The sequence below is a fragment of the Dehalococcoidales bacterium genome (genome assembly GCA_041652735.1).
Classification (GTDB): domain Bacteria; phylum Chloroflexota; class Dehalococcoidia; order Dehalococcoidales; family RBG-16-60-22; genus RBG-13-51-18.
Window position 1 is genome coordinate 81,085 of record JBAZGT010000001.1, and the last position, 21,991, is coordinate 103,075.

Genomic DNA, 21,991 nt, shown 5'->3' on the forward strand with positions numbered 1-21,991 from the left:
GGCCACCCCAAAAATTCTCCCGGACGGGGGAAAGTATAAAAATCTCGCAATGATATTAGTGAGGAATAAATATTGACCATCAACATCGCGGTAGCCGGCAAGGGCGGTACGGGCAAGACATCGGTGACGAGCCTGGTGGTCCGCTACCTTTTGCAAAATAACCTGGGCACTGTCCTGGCGGTGGACGCCGACCCCAACTCCAACCTGGCGGAAGGGCTGGGACTGGAAGTGCGGCAAACGGTAGGCCGGATACTCAACGAGTTCCAGGGAGCCAAGCTGAATATCCCGGCGGGGATGACCAAGGAAGGCTACCTGGAATACCAGCTCAACGGGGCGATAGCCGAAGGCAGGAACCTGGACCTCATCACCATGGGGCGGGGGGAAGGGCCGGAATGCTACTGCTACCCCAACGTGGTTATCCGCAAGCTCATCGACGACTGGGCGAAGAACTATGCCTACGTAGTTTTAGATAACGAGGCGGGCATGGAGCACCTGAGCCGCCGCACCACCCAGAACATCGACGAGATGCTGCTGGTGACCGACCACTCGGTAAAAGGCCTGCGTGCTTTGGCCCGCATCCGCGACCTGATAAAAGAGCTAAAACTCGTAGTCAAACGACAGTCCATCATCATCAACCTGGTCCCCGGCGGGATAGACCCGCTGCTCAAACAGGAGATGGACCGGCTGCAAATGGCGCCGGCCGCCATCATACCGGTTGACGAAGAGGTGAAGAAGTACGACCTGGAGCAAAAACCGCTATTCCAGCTGCCGGACACATCCCCGGCGGTAACGGCCGTAAAAATATTAATGGACAGGCTATTGCTAAATACCACCGCGACACCGTAATATAATGGTTAAAATGCAGATGCCTGGAGCTGGGACAACCGGGGATAAAAAAATAAAGGGACAGGTGATGAAAACAGGGATGAAGCCGGGTAAAAAAGCACTTTTTCTGCCTTTGCTGCTGGTGCAGGTACTGCTGATGCTCCCCGCTTTCGGCTGTACCACCGACACGACGAACGAGACAACGATAGCGGCCCCTACCACCACCCCGGCGGACATGGGCCAGCAAATACAGCAAATCCTGGTGGACGCCGTGGAAAAACAGGAAACCCTGACCAGCTATAAATACAGCCTGGTCATGGACATGGACGTGGAAGCCACCGGCGGTACAGAACAAGGCAAAGTGACCATGAATTACCAGTACAGCGGTGCGATCGACCTCCCATCCGAACAGTTACAAATGAGTCTTGCCGTGAACATGAAGACCGAGATACCGGGAGAAGCAGAGAATTATAACATGGAAACGGTGATGGACGTTTATATGCTGGATGACTGGGTGTACGCCAGGATGGAAATAACGGGAGAGCCGGAGCAATGGGTGCGGGCGCCGGTCACCGATGAGATTGAAACATCGTTCAAGCTGAACCCTGTCGACCAGCAGATGGGGCTGCTGGATTCGCCATCCGATATCGAATACGTCGGAGACGCAAGTATAAACGGAATAGATTGCTACGTGGTAGCCATCAAGCCGAGTATCGAAGCCCTGGAGGAATGGTTCACGGAACAAAACACGGATTCCGAGATAGTAGACATGTCCAACATGATGGACTTCGCCGACACCATCCGGAGTTTTTCCTATACCTGCTATATCAGCAAAGAGTCCGTACAGCTGGAAAAAGTGGTGTTTAACATCCTGTTTGCCTTTACGCCGGAACAGACGGGCGATGACACCGACGCTTACGACGAGCTGACCATGTACATCAACATGGATATAGAAATGTTCGACCAGAACATTCCCTTTGCCATCGACCTGCCGGATGAGGCGGCCAATGCTCAAGACACCTTTTCCGACCCGGGTTTCCTGGAATAACAACAAAAACTAGACAAAAGGGGGAAAACTAAAAAATGACAGCCACATTAATCAAAGGCGCTGAAGTAGCCAAGCAAATCCGCGAGGAACTGGCGAAAGAAGTCGCCGACCTCAAGGCCAAGCACAATGTAGTGCCCGGCCTGGTTACTATACTCGTGGGTTCCGACCCGGCCTCCCAGGTATATGTCGGTCAGAAAGAAAAGACCGCCAAAGAGCTGGGTATCTATTCCGAGCGGTACGACCTGCCGGAAAACACCAGCCAGAAAGACCTTATCGCGCTGGTGGAAAAACTAAACAAGAATCCCAAAATCAATGGCATCCTGTGCCAGCTGCCTCTCCCCAAGCACCTCAACGAGGAGCAGGTGGTCTACGCCATCGATCCCAATAAAGACGTGGACGGTCTCCACCCGGTCAACCAGGGCAAGCTGATGAGTGGCGAAGCGGACTTCATTCCCTGCACGCCGCGGGGCATCCAGCAGCTGCTCATCCGCTCCAACACCCAGATCGAGGGCGCGGACGTAGTGGTCATCGGCCGCAGCAACCTGGTCGGCAAGCCCATCCTCAACATCCTGCTCCAGAAAGCGCCGGGCGCCAACGCCACCGTCACCCTGTGCCACACCAAGACCAAAGACCTGGCTTTCTACACCAAACACGCGGATATCATCATCGCCGCCGCCGGCAAACCCAAGACGGTCACCGGTGACATGGTCAAGGACGGCGTGGTCGTTATCGACGTGGGCGTGAACGAAATCGGTAAGACTGCCGAGGGCAAGAGAATCCTCGTCGGCGACGTGGACTTCGAGACGGTCAGCCCCAAAGCCAAAGCCATCACTCCCGTCCCGGGCGGCGTGGGCCCCATGACCATCACCATGCTGATGATGAACACGGTCAAGGCCGCTAAAATGGCGGCAGGCCTGAAATAGGCTACATTACTCCTTAAATATTTCCCGGCGATAATAGGGAGGAAAAATGGAATACAAGACAGTTAAAAAAGAGGCGCCCGGCCGCGGCGAAGTAGAGGTCCTCGCGGAGACTTACGAGCCGGGTGAACCGGAGGCCGAAGCCGCCGGCCGGTGGCGCCAAAAACTGGAAAATCGCGATGAAAAGCTGAAGTACTTGAAAAACGGCGAGCGTTACTGGTATAGTGACGATTGGTTCGGGAGTGAGAAGAGGAAAAATCCGGCCTGACCGTACCGGAATCCGGCAAGCAGGCCCGATAAGGAGCTACAATGGCGATAGAAATTCCTAAGACGGCCTACAGCGGGAAAATCAAGGAAATCAAGCTGGGAAAAGGCGATAAAGCCCTAACCGTGGGCGGGGAAACGGCCTACCCTTTCTACCTCTATGAAGGCCAGATGCCCCATTTGCCCCGCATCGCCATGGAAGTATATGACCTGCCCCCGGAAGAATGGCCGGAAGCCGCCCTGGAACCCTTCGCCGATGTAATTAACGACCCCGTAGCCTGGGCGCAGAAGTGCATTAAAGACTACGGGGCGGAAATGATATGCCTGCAGCTGGCCAGCACCGACCCCAACGGCCAGGACCGCCCGGCGGCGGAAGCCGCCCAAACCGTTAAAAAAGTAGCGGACGCCATAGACGTGCCGCTGATTGTCTGGGGCACCGCCAACCATGATAAAGACACGGAAGTGCTGCGCGCGGCCGCGGAAATCTGCCAGGATAAAAGCCTCATCCTGGGCCCGGTGGAAGAAGCCGACCACAAGAAAATAGGCGCCGCCGCCATCGGCTACAAACACGTGGTGGCCGCCTCAACCCCCATCGATATCAACCTGGCCAAACAGCTCAATATCCTGCTGGGCAACCTGGGCGTACCGGACAACATGATGCTCATGGACACGTCCTGCAGCAGCATCGGCTACGGCATCGAATACTGCTACTCCGTCATGGAAAGAACGCGCATGGCGGCGCTGACGCAGCAGGACACCAAACTGCAATTCCCCATCATCTGCAACCTGGCCAAGGAGACCTGGAAGAACAAGGAAGCCAAGATTTCAGAAAAAGACGACCCCAAGATGGGGGACGCCGCCAGGCGGGGCATCCTGCTGGAGGCGATGACCGCCACCATGCTGCTCATGGCCGGGGCGGACGTGCTGATTATGAGACACCCGGCCGCCATCAAGCTGGTCAAAGAAATGGTCGCAGACCTTACCACAAAATAAGGGGGGTACCTCCATGCCCGATGAAAAACAGGCAAAAAGCATAGACCCGGCGACGCTGGAAATGCTGGCCAAAGCCAGCGAGGAGAATATCAGCACGGTCTTCGACCGGGCTGATAAATTGAAGGCCTGCCCTATCGGCGCGGACGGCTCGTGCTGCAAGAACTGCGCCATGGGGCCCTGCCGCGTGCCGCCGCCCAAGGGTAAAGAGGAAACGCCCAAAGAGAAGGCGGCCAGGGTGGGGGTTTGCGGCGCCACCGCGGAGACCATTAGCGCCCGCAACTTCTGCCGCATGATAGCCGCCGGCTCCGCCTCCCACAGCGACCACGGCCGGAGGGTGGTGGAAGCCTTCAAGCTGATGGCGGAAGGCAAGACCAAAGATTTTGAAATCAAAGACGAGCAAAAGCTGCTGAAGCTGGCCCTGGACATGGGCGTACCGATAGGCGAACGCAGCAATATGGAAATAGCGCTGGACATCGCCAAAATCTGTGAGGCCGAGTTCGGCAGGCAGGAAGGCGAGCTCTATTTTATTAAAAACGCCCCGCTGAAACGCCAGGAAATCTGGCGCAAGCTCGGGGTAGTGCCGCGCGGCATAGACCGCGAGGTGGTAGAGCTGATGCACCGCACCCACACCGGCGTGGACCAGGACTACCGCAACCTGATGCTCCAGGGCGTCCGCGCCGCGCTGGCGGACGGGTGGGGCGGCAGCATGATAGCCACGGAAATACAGGACGTGATGTTCGGCACCCCCACACCCACCCTGAGCGAGATTAACCTGGGCGTGCTCAAAGAGGACATGGTCAACGTTATCATCCACGGGCACGAGCCCGCCCTGGCCGAGATGCTGGCGGTGGAAAGCGAGAATCCGGAGATGGTGGCCTATGCCAGGTCCAAAGGCGCCGCGGGCATCAACCTGGCGGGCATGTGCTGCACCGCCAACGAGATACTGATGCGGCACGGCGTGCCCATCGCGGGGAACTACCTCCAGCAGGAGCTGGCCATTATCACCGGCGCCGTGGACGCCATGGTGGTGGACGTGCAGTGCATCATGCAGGGGCTGCTGGAAGTATCCCGGTGTTTCCACACCAGGTTAATCAATACGGACAACCGCGCCAAAATTACCGGGGCGGAATACATGCCCTTCGACGAGCTCCACCCGAAGGATTCAGCCCGGGCTATCATCAAAGCGGCTATCGATAATTTCCCCAACCGCCGGGACAACGTGAGAATACCGCACATCAAACAATCGCTGATTGCCGGGTTCTCCCACGAGACCATCAACTACCTGCTCGGAGGGCTTTTCCGCGCTTCCTACCGTCCCCTTAACGACAATATTATCAACGGGCGCATCCGCGGCCTGGCCGGGGTGGTAGGCTGCAATAACGCCCGCACCACCCATGACAGCGCCCACGTTACCATGATTAAAGAGCTGCTGAAAAACGACGTGCTGGTGCTCTCCACCGGCTGCGCCGCCATGGCGGCCGCCAAAGCCGGGCTGATGGTGCCGGAGTCCGCGGCCAAGTTCTGCGGCCCCGGCCTGGCGGAGGTCTGCGAGACGGTAGGCATCCCGCCGGTGCTGCACCTGGGCTCATGTGTGGACAACAGCCGCATCCTCATCGCGGCGACGGCGGTAGTGAAAGACGGCGGCCTGGGCGATGACATCAGCGACCTGCCCGCGGCGGGCGCCGCCCCGGAATGGATGAGCGAAAAAGCCATCGCCATCGGGCAGTACTTCGTGGCTTCCGGCGTATATACCGTTTTCGGGACAACCTTCCCCACTATGGGAAGCAAGGAGTTTACCAACCACCTCTTCAAGGACATGGAAGAAATGTACGGCGGCAAGTGGGACTTCCAGCCCGACCCCGTCAGGGCCGCCCAGCTGATGATTGCGCATATCGACAAGAAGCGCAAGGCGCTGGGCATCGACAAGGCGCGGGAGAGGGTGCTTTACGATATGGCGATGCGGCGTGAACTGGAAGGTTAAAACGGCGTAGCGGTAAGAAGGGGGGATTGCAGCATGTCCAAGATTATAGCATCGGCGGCCATCAGAGGCGCGCATGCCATCGTGACCAAAGCGGAGAAAAAGTGGCAGGACGCCATGGACAAGTGGGGCGCCAACGAGCCGGTGGGCTTTCCCAACACCGCTTACTACCTGCCCATCATCTACGGCATCTCCGGCATGAAAGTGGCTAAACTGGGCGATATGGAAGCCGTTTTGAAGAAATGCAAAGCCCTGCTGCCGCCGCCGGTCAGGGAGACGCACCACCTCCCCTATTTGGGCCCCACCCTGGATGCCGGCATGATTACCTTCTGGGCGGAAGAGCTGCTAGAGGCTATCAGATACCTGGAAACGCCCGATTATTACCTGCGCGGCGAGGACGTGACGGACGGCAATATCTGGCTGGGCGCCGCCGATGATGTTATTATGAGGAAAAGGGGGGTGGAGTTCGTGGACGGCACCGCCCCCGGCTTCGCGGCGATACTGGGCGCCGCCCCAACCCCGGAAATTGCCAAAAATATAGCGGAAGAGCTGCAAAAGAAGAACCTGTATGTATTCATGGCCGGACAGCACAACGGGGAAAGCTTCTCCCGGCAGCTGGTTAAAGCGGGGGTGCAGATAGGGTGGGGGACGCGGCTGGTCTCCTTCGGGCCGGACACCAGCGCCACGGTATTCCCCATCGGCTTCGCCACCCGGGCGGCCATATCCTTCGGCGGCATCGACCCGGGCGATTATAGAAAGATATTGATTTACAACAAAGACCGCGTTTTCGCCTTCGCCATGACCATGGGCGACGTCACCGACGAGTGGTACGCCAACGGCGCCGGCGCCATCAACTGGGGCTTCCCGGTGATAGCCGATACGCCCATACCGGAAATCCTCCCCACCGGCGTCTGCACCTACGAGCACGTGGTCGGCAACGTACCGCACGATGAAATCGTGAACCGCGCCATCGAGGTCAGAGGCCTTAAGGTCAACGTGACCGAGATACCCATACCGGTGGCCTTCGGGCCGGCCTTCGAGGGCGAGAGAGTACGCGGCGACGATATTTACCTGGAAGCCGGCGGCGGGCGCACCCACATGGTAGAGTGGGTCACCACCAAACGCATGGAGGAGGTGGAGGACGGCCGGGTGGAAGTAATCGGGCCGGAACTGGTTGACATGAAAGAGGGCTCACGAGCGCCCATCGCCATCAACGTGGAGGTGGCGGGGCGGCAGATGCAGGACGACTACGAGCCGATACTGGAGCGCCAGATTCACCACCTCATCAACTACGCCCAGGGCATAATGCATATAGGGCAGCGGGACATAGCCTGGCTGCGCATCTCCAAGCAGGCGGTGGAAAAGGGCTTCAAGCTGAAGGACATCGGCATTATTCTGCACGCCAAGCTGCACCAGGACTTCGGACGCATATTCGATAAATTACAGGTAAAAATTTACAGCAATGAAGCGGACGTCAATAAAATCATGGAAAAAGCCCGGGCGGTGTACAAGACCAGGGACGAGCGCATCGAGGGCATGACCGACGAAAGCGTGGACACCTACTACTCCTGCACGCTGTGCCAGTCCTTCGCGCCGAGCCACGTGTGCGTCATCAGCCCGGAGAGAACGGGGCTTTGCGGCTCCTATAACTGGATGGACTGCAAGGCGGCTTTTGAAATCAACCCCACCGGCCCCAACCAGCCGGTGCTCAAGAGCGAATGCATCGACGCCAAACTGGGGCAGTGGCAGGGGGTCAACGACTTCCTGGTGAAAGCCTCCCGCGGCAAGATAGACCACTATAATTTCTACAGCATCGTCCAGGACCCGCCGACCACCTGCGGCTGCTGCGAGGCCATCGCCGCCGTGCTGCCCCTGTGCAACGGCATCATGACGGTCAACCGGGACTATACCGGGGAAACGCCCTGCGGCATGAAGTTCACCACGCTGGCGGGGACCATCGGCGGCGGTTTGAGCACGCCGGGGTTCGTGGGGCACGGCAAATACAATACCACCCAAAGGAAATTCGCCGCCGCTGAAGGCGGCATCCTGCGCATGGTGTGGATGCCCAGGGGACTCAAGGAGGAAATCGGGGAGCGGTTCAAGGCGCGGGCCCAGGAACTGGGCATACCCGACCTCCTGGACAAGGTGGCCGATGAAACGGTGGGCGTCACCGAGGAGACGATACTCCCCTTCCTCCAGGAAAAGGGGCACCCCGCTCTGACCATGGACCCTATTTTAGGATAAGTAGCAAGGGGCAAGTGACAAGGAAAGGCTAAGTGATAATCCGGTAAGATTTACTACTTGACACTTGAGACTTGTCATTTAAAATCCGAGAGGAGTTTATAAGATGGCCTTAACCGGAATAGAGATATTCAAACTGCTGCCCAAGACCAACTGCGGCGACTGCGGCGTGCCTACCTGCCTGGCCTTCGCCATGAGCCTGGCCGCCGGCAAGGCCGAGCTGAGCAAGTGCCCGCATGTCTCCGAGGAAGCCAAGAGCAAGCTGACGGAGGCCGCGGCCCCCCCCATTTTACCCGTCACCATCGGGGCGGGGGAAAGCGCGCTGAAAATCGGCGGGGAAACGGTCATGTTCCGCCATGAAAAAAGATTCGAGAACCCGCCCGGCATCGCCATACTGATTACGGACGCCATGCCGGACGCCGAGGTGGACGCCCGGCTGAAAAAGATAAAAGAACTGGTGTATGAAAGGGTGGGACTGACCCTGCGCGCCAACCTGGCCGCCCTGAAGTGCGAGAGCGGGGACGCCGCCAAATTCGCCGCCCTGGCGGGTAAAGTCAAAGCCGCCGGCGATATCAATATTATTTTAATGAGCGATAAAGTGGAAGCTCTGGCCGCCGCGGCCAAAGCCTGCGCCGACCGCAAGCCGCTGCTTTACGCCGCCACCAGGGATAACGCGGACGCCGTGGCCGCCCTGGCCAAGGAGACCGGCTGCGCCGTAGTCGCCAGAGCGGACAGCCTGGATGACCTGGCGGCGCTTACCGGCAAGCTGACCGCCGCCGGTATCAAGAACATCGTGCTGGACTCCGGAGCGCGGAGCACGCAGAAGGCGCTGGAAGACCAGGTAATCATCCGCAGCGCCGCCCTCAATAAAAAGTTCCGCCCGCTGGGCTTCCCCACCATCGTTTTCCCGTGTGAAATGACCGGCGACCCGATGAAAGAGGCGGCCATCGCCGTGATGTTTGTGGCCAAGTACGCGGGCATCATCGTCCTGTCCGATTTCCGGGGCGAAAGCCTTTTCCCGCTGCTGGTGGCGCGCCTGAACATTTACACGGACCCGCAGCGGCCGCTGGCCACCAAGCAGGGCATCTATGAAATCAACAACCCCAACGAGAACTCCCCGCTGATGGTGACCTCCAACTTCTCCCTCACCTACTTCATCGTCTCCGGGGAAATCGAGAACAGCAAAATACCCAGCTGGCTTTACGTTAAAGATACCGAGGGGCTTTCCGTCATGACCTCCTGGGCGGCGGGAAAGTTTTCCGCGGACATCATCGGCCCGTCCATCCTGAAAAGCGGCATCACGGACAGGATAAAGCACCGCAGCCTGATCATCCCCGGCTACGTAGCCGCCGAGAGCGGCGGGCTGGAAGAAGAAATGCCCGGCTGGAAAATCCTGGTAGGTCCCAGGGACGCGGCCAACCTTACGCCGTTCCTCAAGACCTGGAAACCGTAAAGAGGAGGCGAGATGATTCTCATCGGGGAGAATTTAAACGTTATTTCCCAGACCCTGGGGCCGGCCCTGGCGGAGAGAAACGCCGCGCCGCTACAGGAAATGGCTAAAGCGGAGACCGAGGCCGGCATCGATATCATCGACCTTAATATAGGCCCCGCCCGTAAAGGCGGCGACGCGCTGATGGCCTGGGTGGTGGACACCGTACAGTCCGTCACGGATAAAATGCTTTCCCTGGACACCACCAACCTGGACGCCATGCAGGCCGGGCTGAAAGCCCGTAAAGGCCGGGTGCTGATAAACTCGGTATCCCTGCAGACCAGCCGTATCGACCGCGGGCTGGCCATGGCCAAAGAGCATGACGCCGACCTGATAGGGCTGCTCTGGAGCAACGAGGGCATGCCGCGGGACGTTAACGAGCGGGCGATGCATACCGTCAACTTCGTCTATAAAGCCAACGAGGCGGGCATCCCCAATGAAAAGATATGGATCGACCCCATCGCCAGCCCGGTCTCGGTGGAAATCAACCAGGTCAAGGCCTGCGTGGAGTTCATGACCATGCTGGCGGAAATAGCGCCGGGGTGCAAGTCCACGGTGGGGCTTTCCAATATCTCCAACGGCGCCCCCGCCGAGCTGCGCGGCTGGCTCAACCGCACCTACCTGGTGATGCTGATGCGCTACGGGCTGTACTCCGCCATCGTGGACGCGTTCGATAAAGACCTGGCGGCCATAGCGCGCGGGCAGCGGCCGGATATCGTGGCGCTTATCCACCAGATGATGGACGGGGACAAGCCGGATATCCCCTCCCTGCCCAAAGAGATGCAATATTACGCGCGGACGGTGAGGGTGCTCACGGGAGCATCACTCTATTCCCACTCCTGGCTGGAAGTCTAGAGCCAAATGCTATACAATATCACTGTCCATGATAGAGAAGAATCCCCCGCTGCCAACACAGCCAGCGCGCGAGTTTGCCCATGAACTGGCTTTCAAACTAGCCAGGGAAAAGCTGGCCGCCATCGCCGACATCGAGGGGCAGTGCCGCAAGAGCGGCGCCCGCTACCTGCCGGCGGAAAAGTCCGTCATCATCGACTACCTGAACCGCTTTTACCGGATAAGCTTACCCGGCGGCGAGGTCTCTTCCATCATCAATAACGAGCCGGTGCCGCTGCGCGACAAGATTTTGATACTCCACTATTTCAACCGCGCCTCCGGCACGCCCCTGTCCGGCCGGAACATCACCTACAAAGAGCTGGCGGAAGGCATCAACTACTATCCCACGTTCTTCAAGCGGGCGATAGAGCCGATTATCAACAGCTTTAAAGACGACCCGCGATTGCTGCTGGAAGCGTCGGCCACGCTGGGGGGGCACAAGACCGACTACGGCGATATGGCCGTGGCCATAGACGCTTTTCCCCTGGTGCCGGTGACCGTCGTCATCTGGCGGGGGGATAAAGAGTTCCCGCCCAACGGGAATATCATGTTCGACAGCACCATCCCGGAATACCTGCCCACGGAAGACATCACGATACTGTGTGAAATACTGGCCTGGAAACTCGTCAGGCTGATAAAGACCGGAGGTGACGCCCCTGGTAAAAGATAACCTTACCGAGACAGATGTGCGGGAAAAACTACAGGAAATTTTCTCCCGCCACCACCGCGAAAGGCAGGAGCTGATACCGATTTTACAGGAGACACAGGAGCATTTCCGCTATCTGCCGGCGGCGGCGATGCGGGAAATAGCCAGATACCTGAATATGTCCCTGAATGCCGTTTACGGCGTCAGCACCTTCTACTCCCAGTTCAAACTAACGCCCCTAGGCAAAAAGATAATACGCATCTGCCGCGGCACCGCCTGCCACGTGCGCGGCGCCGGCAAGGTGCTGGCGGAAGTGGAAAAACAGCTGGGCATCAAGGCCGGGGAAACCACGGACGACATGGAATACACCCTGGAGACAGTGGCCTGCATCGGAGCCTGCGCCCTGTCGCCCACGATGACCATAGACAAAGAGACTTACGGCAAGATGACCCCCAAAAAAGTCGTGGAGGTTTTAGGTGACAGAAGCAAAACCAGCTAATACCCGGCAAACCATACTGGTGTGCCAGGGGACCGGCTGCGTATCAGGAAAATCACTGGAAATTACCGAAGCCCTGTCCCGGGCGATAGCCGAAGCGGGGCTGGAGGGCGTAGCAGTGGATTTCACCGGCTGCCACGGGTTCTGCGAGCAGGGGCCGGTGGTCATCGTTGAGCCGGAAGGAATTTTTTACGCCCGCGTTACGCCGGCGGATGTGCCGGAAATCGTCACCTCTCACCTGCGCGACGGCAAGCCGGTGGAGCGCCTTTTCTATAAAGACCCGGTGACCGGCGCGGCTATCCCCTACCATAAAGACATCAAGTTTTACAGCATGCAGCAGCGCATCATTCTGCGCAATTGCGGCGGCATCAACCCGGAAAGAATCGAGGACTACATAGCCACCGGCGGCTACGAAGCGCTGAAAAGGGTGCTGCTGCACCTGACCCCGGAGCAGGTTATCGACGAGATAAAGCGCTCCGGCCTGCGCGGGCGCGGCGGCGCCGGTTTTCCCACCGGCCAGAAATGGCAGTTCTGCCACGACGTCAACGCCGAACAGAAGTATATGATATGCAACGCCGATGAAGGCGACCCCGGCGCGTTCATGGACCGCAGCACGATGGAAGGCGACCCCCATACCGTCCTGGAAGGCATGGCTATCGCCGCTCACGCCATCGGCGCCACGGAAGGGTACATTTACATCCGGGCGGAGTACCCGCTGGCGGTAAAGCGCGTGCGCCTGGCCATCCGGCAGGCGGAGGAAAAGGGGTTCCTCGGCGAAAATATCTTCGGCACTAAATTCAAACTTAAAATACACGTCAAAGAGGGCGCCGGCGCCTTCGTGTGCGGGGAAGAGACCGCGCTGATGGCGTCCATCGAGGGCAAACGCGGCATGCCCCGCCCCCGCCCTCCCTTCCCGGCTACGTCCGGGCTCTGGGGCAAACCCACCACCATCAACAATGTAAAGTCGCTGGCCACGGTGCCGGTCATCATCGCCAAAGGGGCGGACTGGTACAACAGCATCGGGACGGAAAAAAGCAAGGGCACCTGCGTCTTCGCCCTGACCGGTAAAATCGCCAACAGCGGGCTGATAGAGGTGCCGATGGGCACGCCGCTGCGCACCATCATTTACGAAATAGGCGGCGGCATTCCCGGCGACAAGAAATTTAAAGCCGTACAGACCGGCGGGCCTTCCGGCGGCTGCCTGCCGGAAAGTTACCTGGACAAATCCGTCGACTACGAGTCGCTCACCGCGGCCGGCTCCATGATGGGCTCCGGCGGCATGGTGGTCATGGACGAGGAGACCTGCATGGTGGACGTGGCGCGCTATTTCCTCTCCTTCACCCAGGCGGAGTCCTGCGGCAAATGCGTCCCCTGCCGCGTGGGCACCAAGCAGATGCTGGATATCCTGGAAAGAATCTGCCGCGGCGAGGGCGTGCCGGAGGACCTGGCCCTGCTGGAAAAGCTCGGGAACGACATCAAAGCCGGCTCGCTGTGCGCGCTGGGGCAGACCGCGCCCAATCCCGTACTCACCACCATGAAGTATTTCCGTGACGAATATAAAGCTCACATAGAAGAGAAAAGGTGCCCGGCCGGCGCCTGCACCAAATTGATATCTTTCTACATCCTGCCGGACAAGTGCCAGGGCTGCGGCATCTGCGCCCGCGAATGCCCCACCGAGGCTATAGCCGGCGGCAAGCGGATGGTGCATGTCATCGACCAGGATAAGTGCGTCAAGTGCGGCACCTGCCTGGACGCCTGCCCGGCCAAGTTCAAGGCCATCGTCAAGGTGTCCGGGGAAAAGGTGGACGTGCCGGACAAGCCGATACCGGTCAAGGAGAAGCCCAAGGCCGCGCCGGAAGGCAAGTAAGCAAATGGCGAGCGCGAAAAGGGCTGGCGGTATGAACAATAAAACGCCTCTGCCGGAAGTCGACCCGGAATCCGCCGGATTTTCTAAAGAAAGGCTGGCGCGCCTCAAGCCGGCCATGCGGAAATATATCGACCTCCAGCTCCTGCCCCATATCGTCACGCTGGTGGCGCGGGAGGGCAAAATCGTCCACTTCGCGGCGCAGGGCTACCAGGACTGCGAGAGCAAAATCCCGGCGACAAGGGACACCATCTTCCGCCTTTATTCCAACAGCAAAGCCATAACCGGCGCGGCGGCGATGATTCTTTATGAAGAAGGGCGGCTGACCCTGGACGACCCGGTTTCCCGGTACATCCCCGCCTTTAAAGACCCGCTGGTGGCGGCGGCTTACGGGGAGACGGGAAGAGGCTGGCCGCCGGTAATGTTTCCCACTGTGCCCGCCCAACGCGAGATAACGCTGCGCGACTGTCTGCGGAACACCACGGGGCTAGCCACGCCGGAGCGCTCCCCCTACTGGTACGCGGTACGCTATAAGGACATCATCCCGGAAACGGGCTGGGACCTGACGGCCAACCTGGATAATCCCCCCACCCAGAGCTACCGGCACCGGGTGGAAAACCACGCCAGGCTGCCGCTGAACTTTCAGCCGGGCACGGACTTCGTGTACCACGTGGGATATCCGGTCATCGGCGCGGTCATCGAGATAATCACCGGGCAGACGCTGGAAGAGTTTTACCGGGAACGCATTTTCCAGCCGCTGGGCATGAAAGACACCTCTTTCTACCTGGCGGAGCATAACCGGGACAGGTTTGCCGACTGCTACCGGCCGAAGCAAAAGAACGGGCGATGGGGCATCGCGCCTTACGATAAAGCCGCCGCCAGCGAGAAAGCCAGGGGACCGGCGGTGAACTTCGGGGCGGGGGGAGATATGGGGGGCGTCCTCTCTACCGCGGGCGACTACGCGCGCTTCTGCCAGATGCTGCTCAACGGCGGGGAACTGGACGGTGTGAGAATCCTGGGGCGCAAGTCCGTGGAAATCATGACCGCCAGCCACACCGGGGACATATTTTTACCCATGCGGGGGCGGGGGTTCGGCTTCGGGATGGGGGTGGGGGTTTATGTTGGGGGCGCGCCGCGGCCGGTAATGAGGTCGGTGGGGACTTACGGGTGGGACGGGGCGGCGGGGACACTCTTTTTCGCCGACCCCAAGGAAAAGCTGCTGGGCATCTGCTTTACCCAGGTAATCGGCGCGCTGGCCATGCCGGGCAACGACTACCAGGAAGAGTTCGAGCGGCTGGTGTACCAGGCGCTGGTGTAGCTAAGCAACAAGTAGCAAGGGACAAGCAACAAGCAAGGCCGGGATTCAGCGAATAAATACCGCTGATATTTTTTACAGGCCGTTCTGCCCGGATACCGATTTCCATCGGTATGGTTTGATTTTCCGATACTCTTGACATCACCCCTATTCTCACTGATAATTGGCTGTAATCATTTTTTCAGGAGTGATTTATGAAAATACAGAACTACCGCAACGTAACCGGCATGACGGCGGCGCCGGGGGTGACGATGCGCGTGGTATCCGGCCCGGCGGAAAAAGCGCCTACCTTCGTCATGAGGGTATTCGAGATAGAGCCAGGCAGCGCCACGCCTTATCACGCCCACCCCTGGGAGCATGAGGTCTACGTGCTGGGGGGAAAAGGGGCGGTGAAAAGCGACGGCAAAGATACCCCGCTCCGGGAAGGCGACGCCGTTACCGTCCTCCCCGGCGAGCAGCACAGCTTCATGAATGCGGGGAAAGAAATGCTGCGCATTATCTGCGTGGTGCCGCTGGTGAACGGCAAGATGCCCGGCATGCCGGCGCAGGACTGAATAGCCGGTTACAGCTCACTCCCCGCGCCATTTTACATCACACGCCGTCTCCTGATAAACTGTGACTAAAAGCAGGAGACGCATCTATGAACGGCTGGATGGGCAAGATACTCCAGGTAAACCTCAGCACCGGTACCATAAGTGAAATCGATACCAGGCCCTACGCGGATAAATACCTCGGGGGGAGGGGTATCGGGGTGGGGCTGTACTGGGAGAAAGTAAAACCGGAAACCGGGGCTTTCGACCCGGAGAACTGCCTCATCTTTACGACGGGGCCCATCGTGGGGAGCAGCGCCCAGGGCGCCACCTTGACCTCCGTGGTGGGCAAGTCCCCGGCCACCATACCGGAAGGGTTCTGCTACGGCAACCTGACCGGCTTCGTGGGGGCGGAGCTGAAAAAGGCGGGGTATGACGGGCTGGTGGTGGAGGGGAAGGCGTCCCGCCCGACCTATATCTTTATCGAGGACGGCAGGGCGGAGCTCAGGGACGCCGCCGGGCTGTGGGGGCAAAACGGCTACCGCACCGGCGAGCTTCTGGAGCAAATCCACGGCGCCAAGACGCGCTTTATCGCCATCGGGGCGGCGGGCGAGCACCTGGTGAGAACGGCGGTGGCTTTAGCCAGCCACGACTGCACCGTCTCCGCCGGCTTCGGGGCGGTAATGGGGTCGAAAAACCTCAAGGCCATCGCCATCCGCGGCAGCGGCAAGGTAGAGGTGGCCGACCTCGAAAAGCTCCACGAGCTCAACCGCTACACCATCAAAATCAGCAAACGCGTGCGGCTCTCCATTCCGCCGCGCATCGAACACACCAAGTACGCCGAACTGCTGGAGGTAATCGGCAAGGGCAACTGCTACCTGTGCGGGCTGGAATGCGTGGCCGGGGTCTACCGCTACGGCAAGAAGCTCATCGGGCACCGCAAGTGCCAGTCCGTGGAATACTATTTACCCTGGGTCTACGGCCAGGAGGACGAGCCTATCGAGACCTTTTTCAACGCCCCGGTAATGGCCAACGACTACGGCTTCGATTCCTGGGAAATGACCAACATCATAGAATGGCTGTACGCAGGCTACCGTACCGGCGCCCTTACCGAGGCGGAGACCGGCCTGCCGCTTTCCCGAATAGGCACCGCCGAGTTCCTGGAGAAGCTGATGCGCGCCATCGCCTACCGGGAGGGGTTCGGGGACATACTGGCGGAGGGGCTGGTGCGGGCGGGAGAAAAGATATCGCCCAAAGCCAGGGCGCTTTTCCCTCCTACCCTGGCACCCATCGGAGCGAACTACGCCTTTTCGCCGCGGACCTTCCCCATCATGGCGCTGCTTTATCCCCCGGAGCCCCGGGTACACCACGTCAACTACCACGATATCGCCTTCGTCCACATCGCCTGGAGCATCGAACAGCAGCAGCCGGGCGTAACCGGAGTGACCGGGCCGCTGGTGCACCGCATAGCCAGGGAGTTCTGGGGCAGCGATACCGCCGGCGATTTTTCCAGCTACGAAGGCAAAGCCCTGGCGGCCAAAATAATCCAGCACCGTACTTACCTCAAAGAAATGCTCGGTCTGTGCGACTGGGGCTACCCGATTTCCTATTCCTTCAATACCCCCGACCACATGGGCGACCCCGATATCGAGGCTAAAATCTGCACCGCGGTGACCGGCATCCCCGGCGAAGAGCTGGACATCTACGCCGAGCGCGTTTACAATCTACAGCGGCTCATCCTGCTGCGCGAGGGACGACAGACCCCCGCCGCCGATTACCCCATGGACTTCATTTTCACCGAACCGCAGCGGGGCATGCCCGGCGCCGGCATCATGGTGCCCGGCCCCGGCGACAGCGCCGTGGACATGGTGGGCAACAAGCTCGACCGGGACAAGTTTACCGCCATGCTCAAGGAGTACTACACCCTGCGCGGCTGGGACGAAGAGACGGGGCTGCCCAGGGCGGAGACGCTGGCGGCGCTGGGGCTGGGGGATATGGCTAAGGCGTTAGCGGTTCAATAGCCGGCCCAGCCAGGACTCCTTAATCAGGATGGCGCCTTCCGGGCACAGCTCCTGGCAGCAGAAACAGCGGATACAGCGGTCATAGTTATGCACCGGCGGGCGCTTTTCATCCCCGCCCACCCAGTCCACCGCTTTAGGGGTGACCGGGCAGTGCCGGATACAGGTGCCGCATTCGGTGCATTTATCTTTATCAATCAGCGGCCGCGGGCTCATACGGTTCTTGAAGAATATGCGGAAACGCCCGCTGACGGCGTGCTCCACCGGCTTACGCACCACGTCGAAGTCCGGGCAGATAAAGTCCGCCGCCTTCTCCCCTGCCACCTCGATATTTTCCTCATGGTAAGTGCCGAGCCCGGTTTTTTCACCGGAGGCGAGGGTGGGCACGAAAGCGGGGTCGAGGTTAATGATTTTACAGGCGACGGCATCCAGCGCCACCGGGTCTTTAGAGACCAGTATCGCGCCGATTTTCCGCGGGCTGCCGTTGCGCGGGCCGTTGCCCTCCATGGCCATGACGGCATCCATGATGTAAAGGCGCGGCTTGAGCAGCGTATTGAGGTCCGCCAGCATGGCGGCGAACTCAAAGGGGTCGGCCATGCGGGCATGGTGCTGGCCTTTTATCAGCCCCGGGATACAGCCGAACTGGTTTTTTATGGCCCCGGTCATGCGCATCAGCCCATGCGTTTTCAGCTTGGACAGGCTGACCAGGCCGTCCGCCGCCAGCACGGCGTCCGCGATAGTAAAGCGCTTGACCAGCCGGCCTTCCCGGTGGGAGACAGAGGTACCTTTGGAAAAATCGGCGACAGTTATGTTAAGCTCGTCGGCGACCTGCTTTAAGCCGGCCGTTCTCATGCCCGCGGCGGTGCCGCCAAAGCCCGGCGAATCCCCGCAGGAAAGGACCGCCCCGCTTTCCAGGAATATTTTAGCCGCCGCTTTGAAAACGGCGGGGTGGGTGCAAACGCATTTTTCCGGGGCTGAGCCGATAAGCACGTTCGGCTTGAGGACGATTTTCTCCCCGGCTGTGACAAACTGCTCTATCCCCCCGATAAGCCCGACACCCCTTGCCACCGCCCGGTACACTTTTTCCTCGTCGTAAGTATCACAGGCAACCAGGGCTACCCTAGATTTTCCGTTCATGTTTTTCACCCTCCAACAGCCGGGATATTCTCTTGAACAATCCAAGTGCCAATCAGATAATCAGCATGGCGTCCCCGAAGCTGTAGAAGCGGTAGCGCTCTTTGATTGCCTCCGCGTAGGCTTTGGTGATATTTTCCCGGCCCGCGAAAGCGGTGACCAGCATCAGTAGACTGGACTTCGGTAAATGGAAATTAGTCACCAGCGCATCGACCACGCGGAAACGGTGCCCCGGCAGGATAAAAAGGCCGACCCAGTCTGCAAACGGCCGGATTTCCCCGGGCGGGCTGCTTAAAGCGGCCTGCTCCGTCAGCCTCACGGAGGTGGTGCCCACACAGATAATGCGCCGCCCCTCCTTTTTGGCCGCGGTAAGTTCGGCGGCAACCGACTCGCTTAAAACGCCGTATTCCCGGTAGATGGCGTGCTTTTGCGGGTCTTCCTCGGTGACCGGGCGGAAGGTGTCCAGCCCCACGTGCAGGGTGGTAAAGAGACAGCGCACGCCCGCCGACTGTATCCTGTCCAGCAGCTCCGGCGTAAAGTGGAGTCCGGCGGTGGGGGCGGCGGCGCTGCCCACCACTTTGGCATAGACCGTCTGGTACCTTTCCGGGTTTTTCAGGGGCTCGTGGATATAGGGCGGCAGCGGCATCTCGCCGGCGGTCATCAAACGTGTTTCATCGGAAAAGCGTACCTGCCGGATGCCTTCCGCGCCGATGCCGGTTATTTCCGCGGTGATAATATCCGCGCCGGACGCAATCTCGATGCGCGCCCCTGCCGCCAGCCGCTTGGCGGGCTTGACCAGACCCTCCCAGCTATTTTCCCCCAGCCGCCGCAGCAGCAGGATTTCCACGGCGCCCCCGCTGCCCGCCCTTTTCCCCTTGAGCCGGGCGGGGAGGACGCGACTGTTATTGAACACCATGACATCGCCGTCATGCAGGTAATCCGTAATCTCATAAAAGCGGCGGTGGGAGATAGCGCCGCTCTTTCTATCCAGCACCAGCAGCCTGGAGCCGTCCCGGGGCTCGATGGGGGTCTGGGCGATAAGCTCCGGCGGCAAAACGTAGTCAAAATCAGAGGTTTTCATACTTTTCACTATACCCTTTAGCCTTGAGAAAGGCAATTGTTCCGCTTAGTGAGAAGATACTGGCAATTTTCAGGCCTTTCAGTTACAATGCCTGCAAAAGTATCCTATAATTATTGAGGAGGGAAGATGCCTAAAGCCGCCGCCATGAAATACGCTAACCACGCCAAAGCCGTGCCGTTCCGGGACTACGATGAAAACGGTTACCGCCGGGGAGCGGTGCTGGATAAAAAATGGCTCGGGTTCGATGTGCATATCAAATACGGGAGCTACTGGCTGGCCGGGCGGATGGGCAAAGCGCCTTATACACCCCACGTGCACGACTTCGACCAGGTGCTGCTCTTCGCGGGGTCGGACATGAACGACATCGGCGACCTGGGGGCGGAGGTGGAGTTCTGCCTGGGGGACGACCTGGAGACGCACATGATTACCACCACCACGGCGGTGGCGATTCCCAGGGGCACGCCGCATTTCCCGGCCACGGTCAATATCCTGAACAAGCCGTTCTTCTATTACGAGATATCCCTGGCGCCCGCTTATAAAGAGACCCCCGCGCTCAAGGGGAAAGCCCCCGGGCCCATCGCCGGATTCAGGTCAGCCACGCGCAAGTACGTGATGCCGCTGGCTTTTGTGCGCAAGGGCGCCTGGCATTACGGCCCCACCAACCGCGATGACGGCGGCGGGCACCTCGCCTTCGTGCGGACGAAGGAAGCGGCGGGGTTCGACTTCGTGATGCTGTACGAGAGCATGAAGCGCGGCCCTTACCGCATCTGCCCGGAGCCGGAAAAACCCCACGCCCACCCCACCACCCAGATAATGATGTTCCTGGGCACCGACCCCTATGACATGGGCGACCTGGGGGCGGAGTTCGAGATTTGCCTGGGCAAGGAGCTGGAAAAGCACACTTTTACTAAGTCCACCGCCATCCTGACGCCGCCTTTCCTGCCGCACTGGCCGGGCGGGGTGGTAAAGCTGGACCGGCCGATTATCATGTGCGATATTCACCCGTTTGGCAATGAGCATTAATGTATAACTAATATCGGGGGACCTATCAGATAATGGCAGAACTCAATGAAAAGAAATGCGCCGCCTGCTCCCTCGGCCCGCCGGACTGGGTGTACAAGTGCGAGGAATGCGGTAACGAATTTACGCTCCCCGCCCCTAAAGGCCCCGCCGAGGAGAAGAGTCGCGTTTGCCCGGAGTGCCACGGCAAGAATATTAAAAGAACAGATTTGGTCAAGTCAGAATCCTGCCCGCCCGGAGGCTGATAAACCGGTAACACGGGCCGTTGGCCGGTAAAATTTTTCCAAGGGAGGGAACGATTTATGGGCAACAGTGTGCTGATAGCGTATGCTTCCAAGTACGGTTCGACCAAAGAAATCGCGGAGAAAATCGGGGAGATATTGAAGCTGGACGGTCTGCCGGCCGATATCCTGCCGGTCAAGGGTATCAAGAATCCGGCGGACTACCAGGCTATTATCATCGGCAGCGCCATGTACATGGGCATGTGGCGCAAAGAGGCCACCAACTTCGTGAAGAAGTACGAAACGGCGCTGGCGGGCAAGCCGGTCTGGGTCTTTTCCTCCGGCCCCTCCGGCAAAGGCGACCCCGCGGAGCTGCTGAAAGGCATTATCGTGCCGCGCGGCGTCAAGCCGCTTCTCGACCGCATCAAGCCGCGGGATATCGCCGTTTTCCACGGCCACCTCGACCCCGCTAAAATGAGCGGCATGGAAAGATGGATAGTCAAGCGGGTAGGCGGGGGAACGGGAGACTTCCGCGACTGGGATATGATAAACCAGTGGGCCAAAAAGGTAGCGGCGGCGATAAAGAGCAGCGGCCAGATACAGGAGTAAACTAATTGGCGGACAAGCTGGTCACCGTAATCATGTTTCAGACCGAGGAAGAGGCGTACCTTTCCAAATCGATACTGGAAGCGGCTGATATCGAGTCCCTGGTGGCAGAAGAAACCGAAGACCCGATTTACGCCGGACTAATCAATCTACAGGTAAGAAAACGCGACGCCAAGAGGGCGCGGGAAATTCTCAAGGAAGCCCGGGTAATGCCGTCCGAACCCTTTAAAATCTGGGACAAATGGATGGTGGCAATGGGGGCGGGGTGGGTACTGATACTGCTCGGCATTATGCTGATGCTGTTTACGCATATCAATAAGGTCATCCCGGGTATCATCATTATAGCGGGAGTGATACTGGTGGCCGCCGGGTTCAATATTTACGGCAAGGACATACGGAAGGAATAAAAAT

At 59.2% G+C, this 21,991-nt stretch carries 21 protein-coding genes; 19 read left to right on the forward strand and 2 right to left on the reverse strand.

Annotated features, from left to right (window positions below; all coding sequences use genetic code 11):
- Nucleotides 1–72: 72 nt before the first annotated feature.
- The 15 genes from WC370_00385 (at nucleotide 73) to WC370_00455 (ending at nucleotide 17,521) form a co-directional block, all read left to right on the forward strand.
- Nucleotides 73–846, forward strand: coding sequence for an AAA family ATPase (locus WC370_00385; GenBank protein ID MFA5307926.1), 774 nt, complete (start codon nucleotides 73–75; stop codon nucleotides 844–846).
- Nucleotides 847–913: 67 nt separating this feature from the next.
- Nucleotides 914–1,873 (forward strand): hypothetical protein, encoded by a 960-nt coding sequence (locus WC370_00390; GenBank protein ID MFA5307927.1) that lies wholly within the window; start codon nucleotides 914–916, stop codon nucleotides 1,871–1,873.
- A gap of 35 nt (nucleotides 1,874–1,908) precedes the next feature.
- Nucleotides 1,909–2,796: a tetrahydrofolate dehydrogenase/cyclohydrolase catalytic domain-containing protein gene (locus WC370_00395; GenBank protein MFA5307928.1), complete on the forward strand. Its 888-nt coding sequence runs from the start codon at nucleotides 1,909–1,911 to the stop codon at nucleotides 2,794–2,796.
- A gap of 46 nt (nucleotides 2,797–2,842) precedes the next feature.
- Nucleotides 2,843–3,061 (forward strand): hypothetical protein, encoded by a 219-nt coding sequence (locus WC370_00400; protein MFA5307929.1) that lies wholly within the window; start codon nucleotides 2,843–2,845, stop codon nucleotides 3,059–3,061.
- Between the two features lie 41 nt (nucleotides 3,062–3,102).
- Nucleotides 3,103–4,050: an acetyl-CoA decarbonylase/synthase complex subunit delta gene (locus WC370_00405; GenBank protein ID MFA5307930.1), complete on the forward strand. Its 948-nt coding sequence runs from the start codon at nucleotides 3,103–3,105 to the stop codon at nucleotides 4,048–4,050.
- A 13-nt stretch (nucleotides 4,051–4,063) separates the two neighbouring features.
- A complete protein-coding gene (cooS, locus tag WC370_00410; protein ID MFA5307931.1) occupies nucleotides 4,064–6,031 on the forward strand; it encodes an anaerobic carbon-monoxide dehydrogenase catalytic subunit in 1,968 nt (655 codons plus the stop codon).
- A 33-nt stretch (nucleotides 6,032–6,064) separates the two neighbouring features.
- A complete protein-coding gene (gene acsB / locus WC370_00415; protein ID MFA5307932.1) occupies nucleotides 6,065–8,272 on the forward strand; it encodes an acetyl-CoA decarbonylase/synthase complex subunit alpha/beta in 2,208 nt (735 codons plus the stop codon).
- 103 nt (nucleotides 8,273–8,375) lie between these two features.
- Complete coding sequence (acsC, locus tag WC370_00420) at nucleotides 8,376–9,722, forward strand: acetyl-CoA decarbonylase/synthase complex subunit gamma (GenBank protein ID MFA5307933.1); 1,347 nt, start codon at nucleotides 8,376–8,378, stop codon at nucleotides 9,720–9,722.
- 12 nt (nucleotides 9,723–9,734) lie between these two features.
- Nucleotides 9,735–10,613 carry a dihydropteroate synthase gene (locus WC370_00425; protein MFA5307934.1) on the forward strand — a complete coding sequence of 293 codons (879 nt, stop codon included), beginning with the start codon at nucleotides 9,735–9,737 and terminating at the stop codon, nucleotides 10,611–10,613.
- A gap of 28 nt (nucleotides 10,614–10,641) precedes the next feature.
- Nucleotides 10,642–11,319 carry a DUF3786 domain-containing protein gene (locus tag WC370_00430; protein ID MFA5307935.1) on the forward strand — a complete coding sequence of 226 codons (678 nt, stop codon included), beginning with the start codon at nucleotides 10,642–10,644 and terminating at the stop codon, nucleotides 11,317–11,319.
- 16 nt (nucleotides 11,320–11,335) lie between these two features.
- Nucleotides 11,336–11,794: an NADH-quinone oxidoreductase subunit NuoE gene (nuoE, locus tag WC370_00435; protein ID MFA5307936.1), complete on the forward strand. Its 459-nt coding sequence runs from the start codon at nucleotides 11,336–11,338 to the stop codon at nucleotides 11,792–11,794.
- Nucleotides 11,772–13,658, forward strand: a complete 1,887-nt coding sequence (nuoF, locus tag WC370_00440; GenBank protein ID MFA5307937.1) for an NADH-quinone oxidoreductase subunit NuoF — start codon at nucleotides 11,772–11,774, stop codon at nucleotides 13,656–13,658. Before nuoE ends, nuoF begins: the two co-directional genes overlap by 23 nt.
- Before the next feature lie 31 nt (nucleotides 13,659–13,689).
- On the forward strand, nucleotides 13,690–14,973 hold the full coding sequence (locus WC370_00445; protein ID MFA5307938.1) for a serine hydrolase domain-containing protein: 1,284 nt from the start codon (nucleotides 13,690–13,692) through the stop codon (nucleotides 14,971–14,973).
- A gap of 191 nt (nucleotides 14,974–15,164) precedes the next feature.
- Entirely contained in the window at nucleotides 15,165–15,524 is a 360-nt protein-coding gene (locus tag WC370_00450; GenBank protein MFA5307939.1) for a cupin domain-containing protein, read from the forward strand.
- A gap of 86 nt (nucleotides 15,525–15,610) precedes the next feature.
- Complete coding sequence (locus WC370_00455; protein MFA5307940.1) at nucleotides 15,611–17,521, forward strand: aldehyde ferredoxin oxidoreductase N-terminal domain-containing protein; 1,911 nt, start codon at nucleotides 15,611–15,613, stop codon at nucleotides 17,519–17,521.
- Here the strand turns inward: WC370_00455 and WC370_00460 are convergent.
- Together WC370_00460 and queA are read right to left on the reverse strand one after the other, a co-directional pair.
- Nucleotides 17,507–18,655: a DUF362 domain-containing protein gene (locus WC370_00460; GenBank protein ID MFA5307941.1), complete on the reverse strand. Its 1,149-nt coding sequence runs from the start codon at nucleotides 18,653–18,655 to the stop codon at nucleotides 17,507–17,509. The genes WC370_00455 and WC370_00460 overlap by 15 nt on opposite strands.
- Before the next feature lie 52 nt (nucleotides 18,656–18,707).
- Nucleotides 18,708–19,733: a tRNA preQ1(34) S-adenosylmethionine ribosyltransferase-isomerase QueA gene (queA, locus tag WC370_00465; GenBank protein ID MFA5307942.1), complete on the reverse strand. Its 1,026-nt coding sequence runs from the start codon at nucleotides 19,731–19,733 to the stop codon at nucleotides 18,708–18,710.
- Nucleotides 19,734–19,859: 126 nt separating this feature from the next.
- On the opposite strand from queA, the gene WC370_00470 reads away from it, so the two are divergent.
- The 4 genes from WC370_00470 to WC370_00485 are packed head-to-tail and all read left to right on the forward strand — an operon-like array spanning nucleotide 19,860 to nucleotide 21,987.
- The gene (locus WC370_00470) at nucleotides 19,860–20,756 is read left to right on the forward strand and encodes a hypothetical protein (protein MFA5307943.1); all 897 of its coding nucleotides are present in this window, start codon (nucleotides 19,860–19,862) and stop codon (nucleotides 20,754–20,756) included.
- 32 nt (nucleotides 20,757–20,788) lie between these two features.
- Nucleotides 20,789–20,998: a hypothetical protein gene (locus WC370_00475; GenBank protein ID MFA5307944.1), complete on the forward strand. Its 210-nt coding sequence runs from the start codon at nucleotides 20,789–20,791 to the stop codon at nucleotides 20,996–20,998.
- Nucleotides 20,999–21,055: 57 nt separating this feature from the next.
- Nucleotides 21,056–21,583, forward strand: coding sequence for a flavodoxin domain-containing protein (locus tag WC370_00480; protein MFA5307945.1), 528 nt, complete (start codon nucleotides 21,056–21,058; stop codon nucleotides 21,581–21,583).
- A gap of 5 nt (nucleotides 21,584–21,588) precedes the next feature.
- Nucleotides 21,589–21,987, forward strand: a complete 399-nt coding sequence (locus WC370_00485) for a hypothetical protein (GenBank protein ID MFA5307946.1) — start codon at nucleotides 21,589–21,591, stop codon at nucleotides 21,985–21,987.
- Nucleotides 21,988–21,991: the final 4 nt, after the last annotated feature.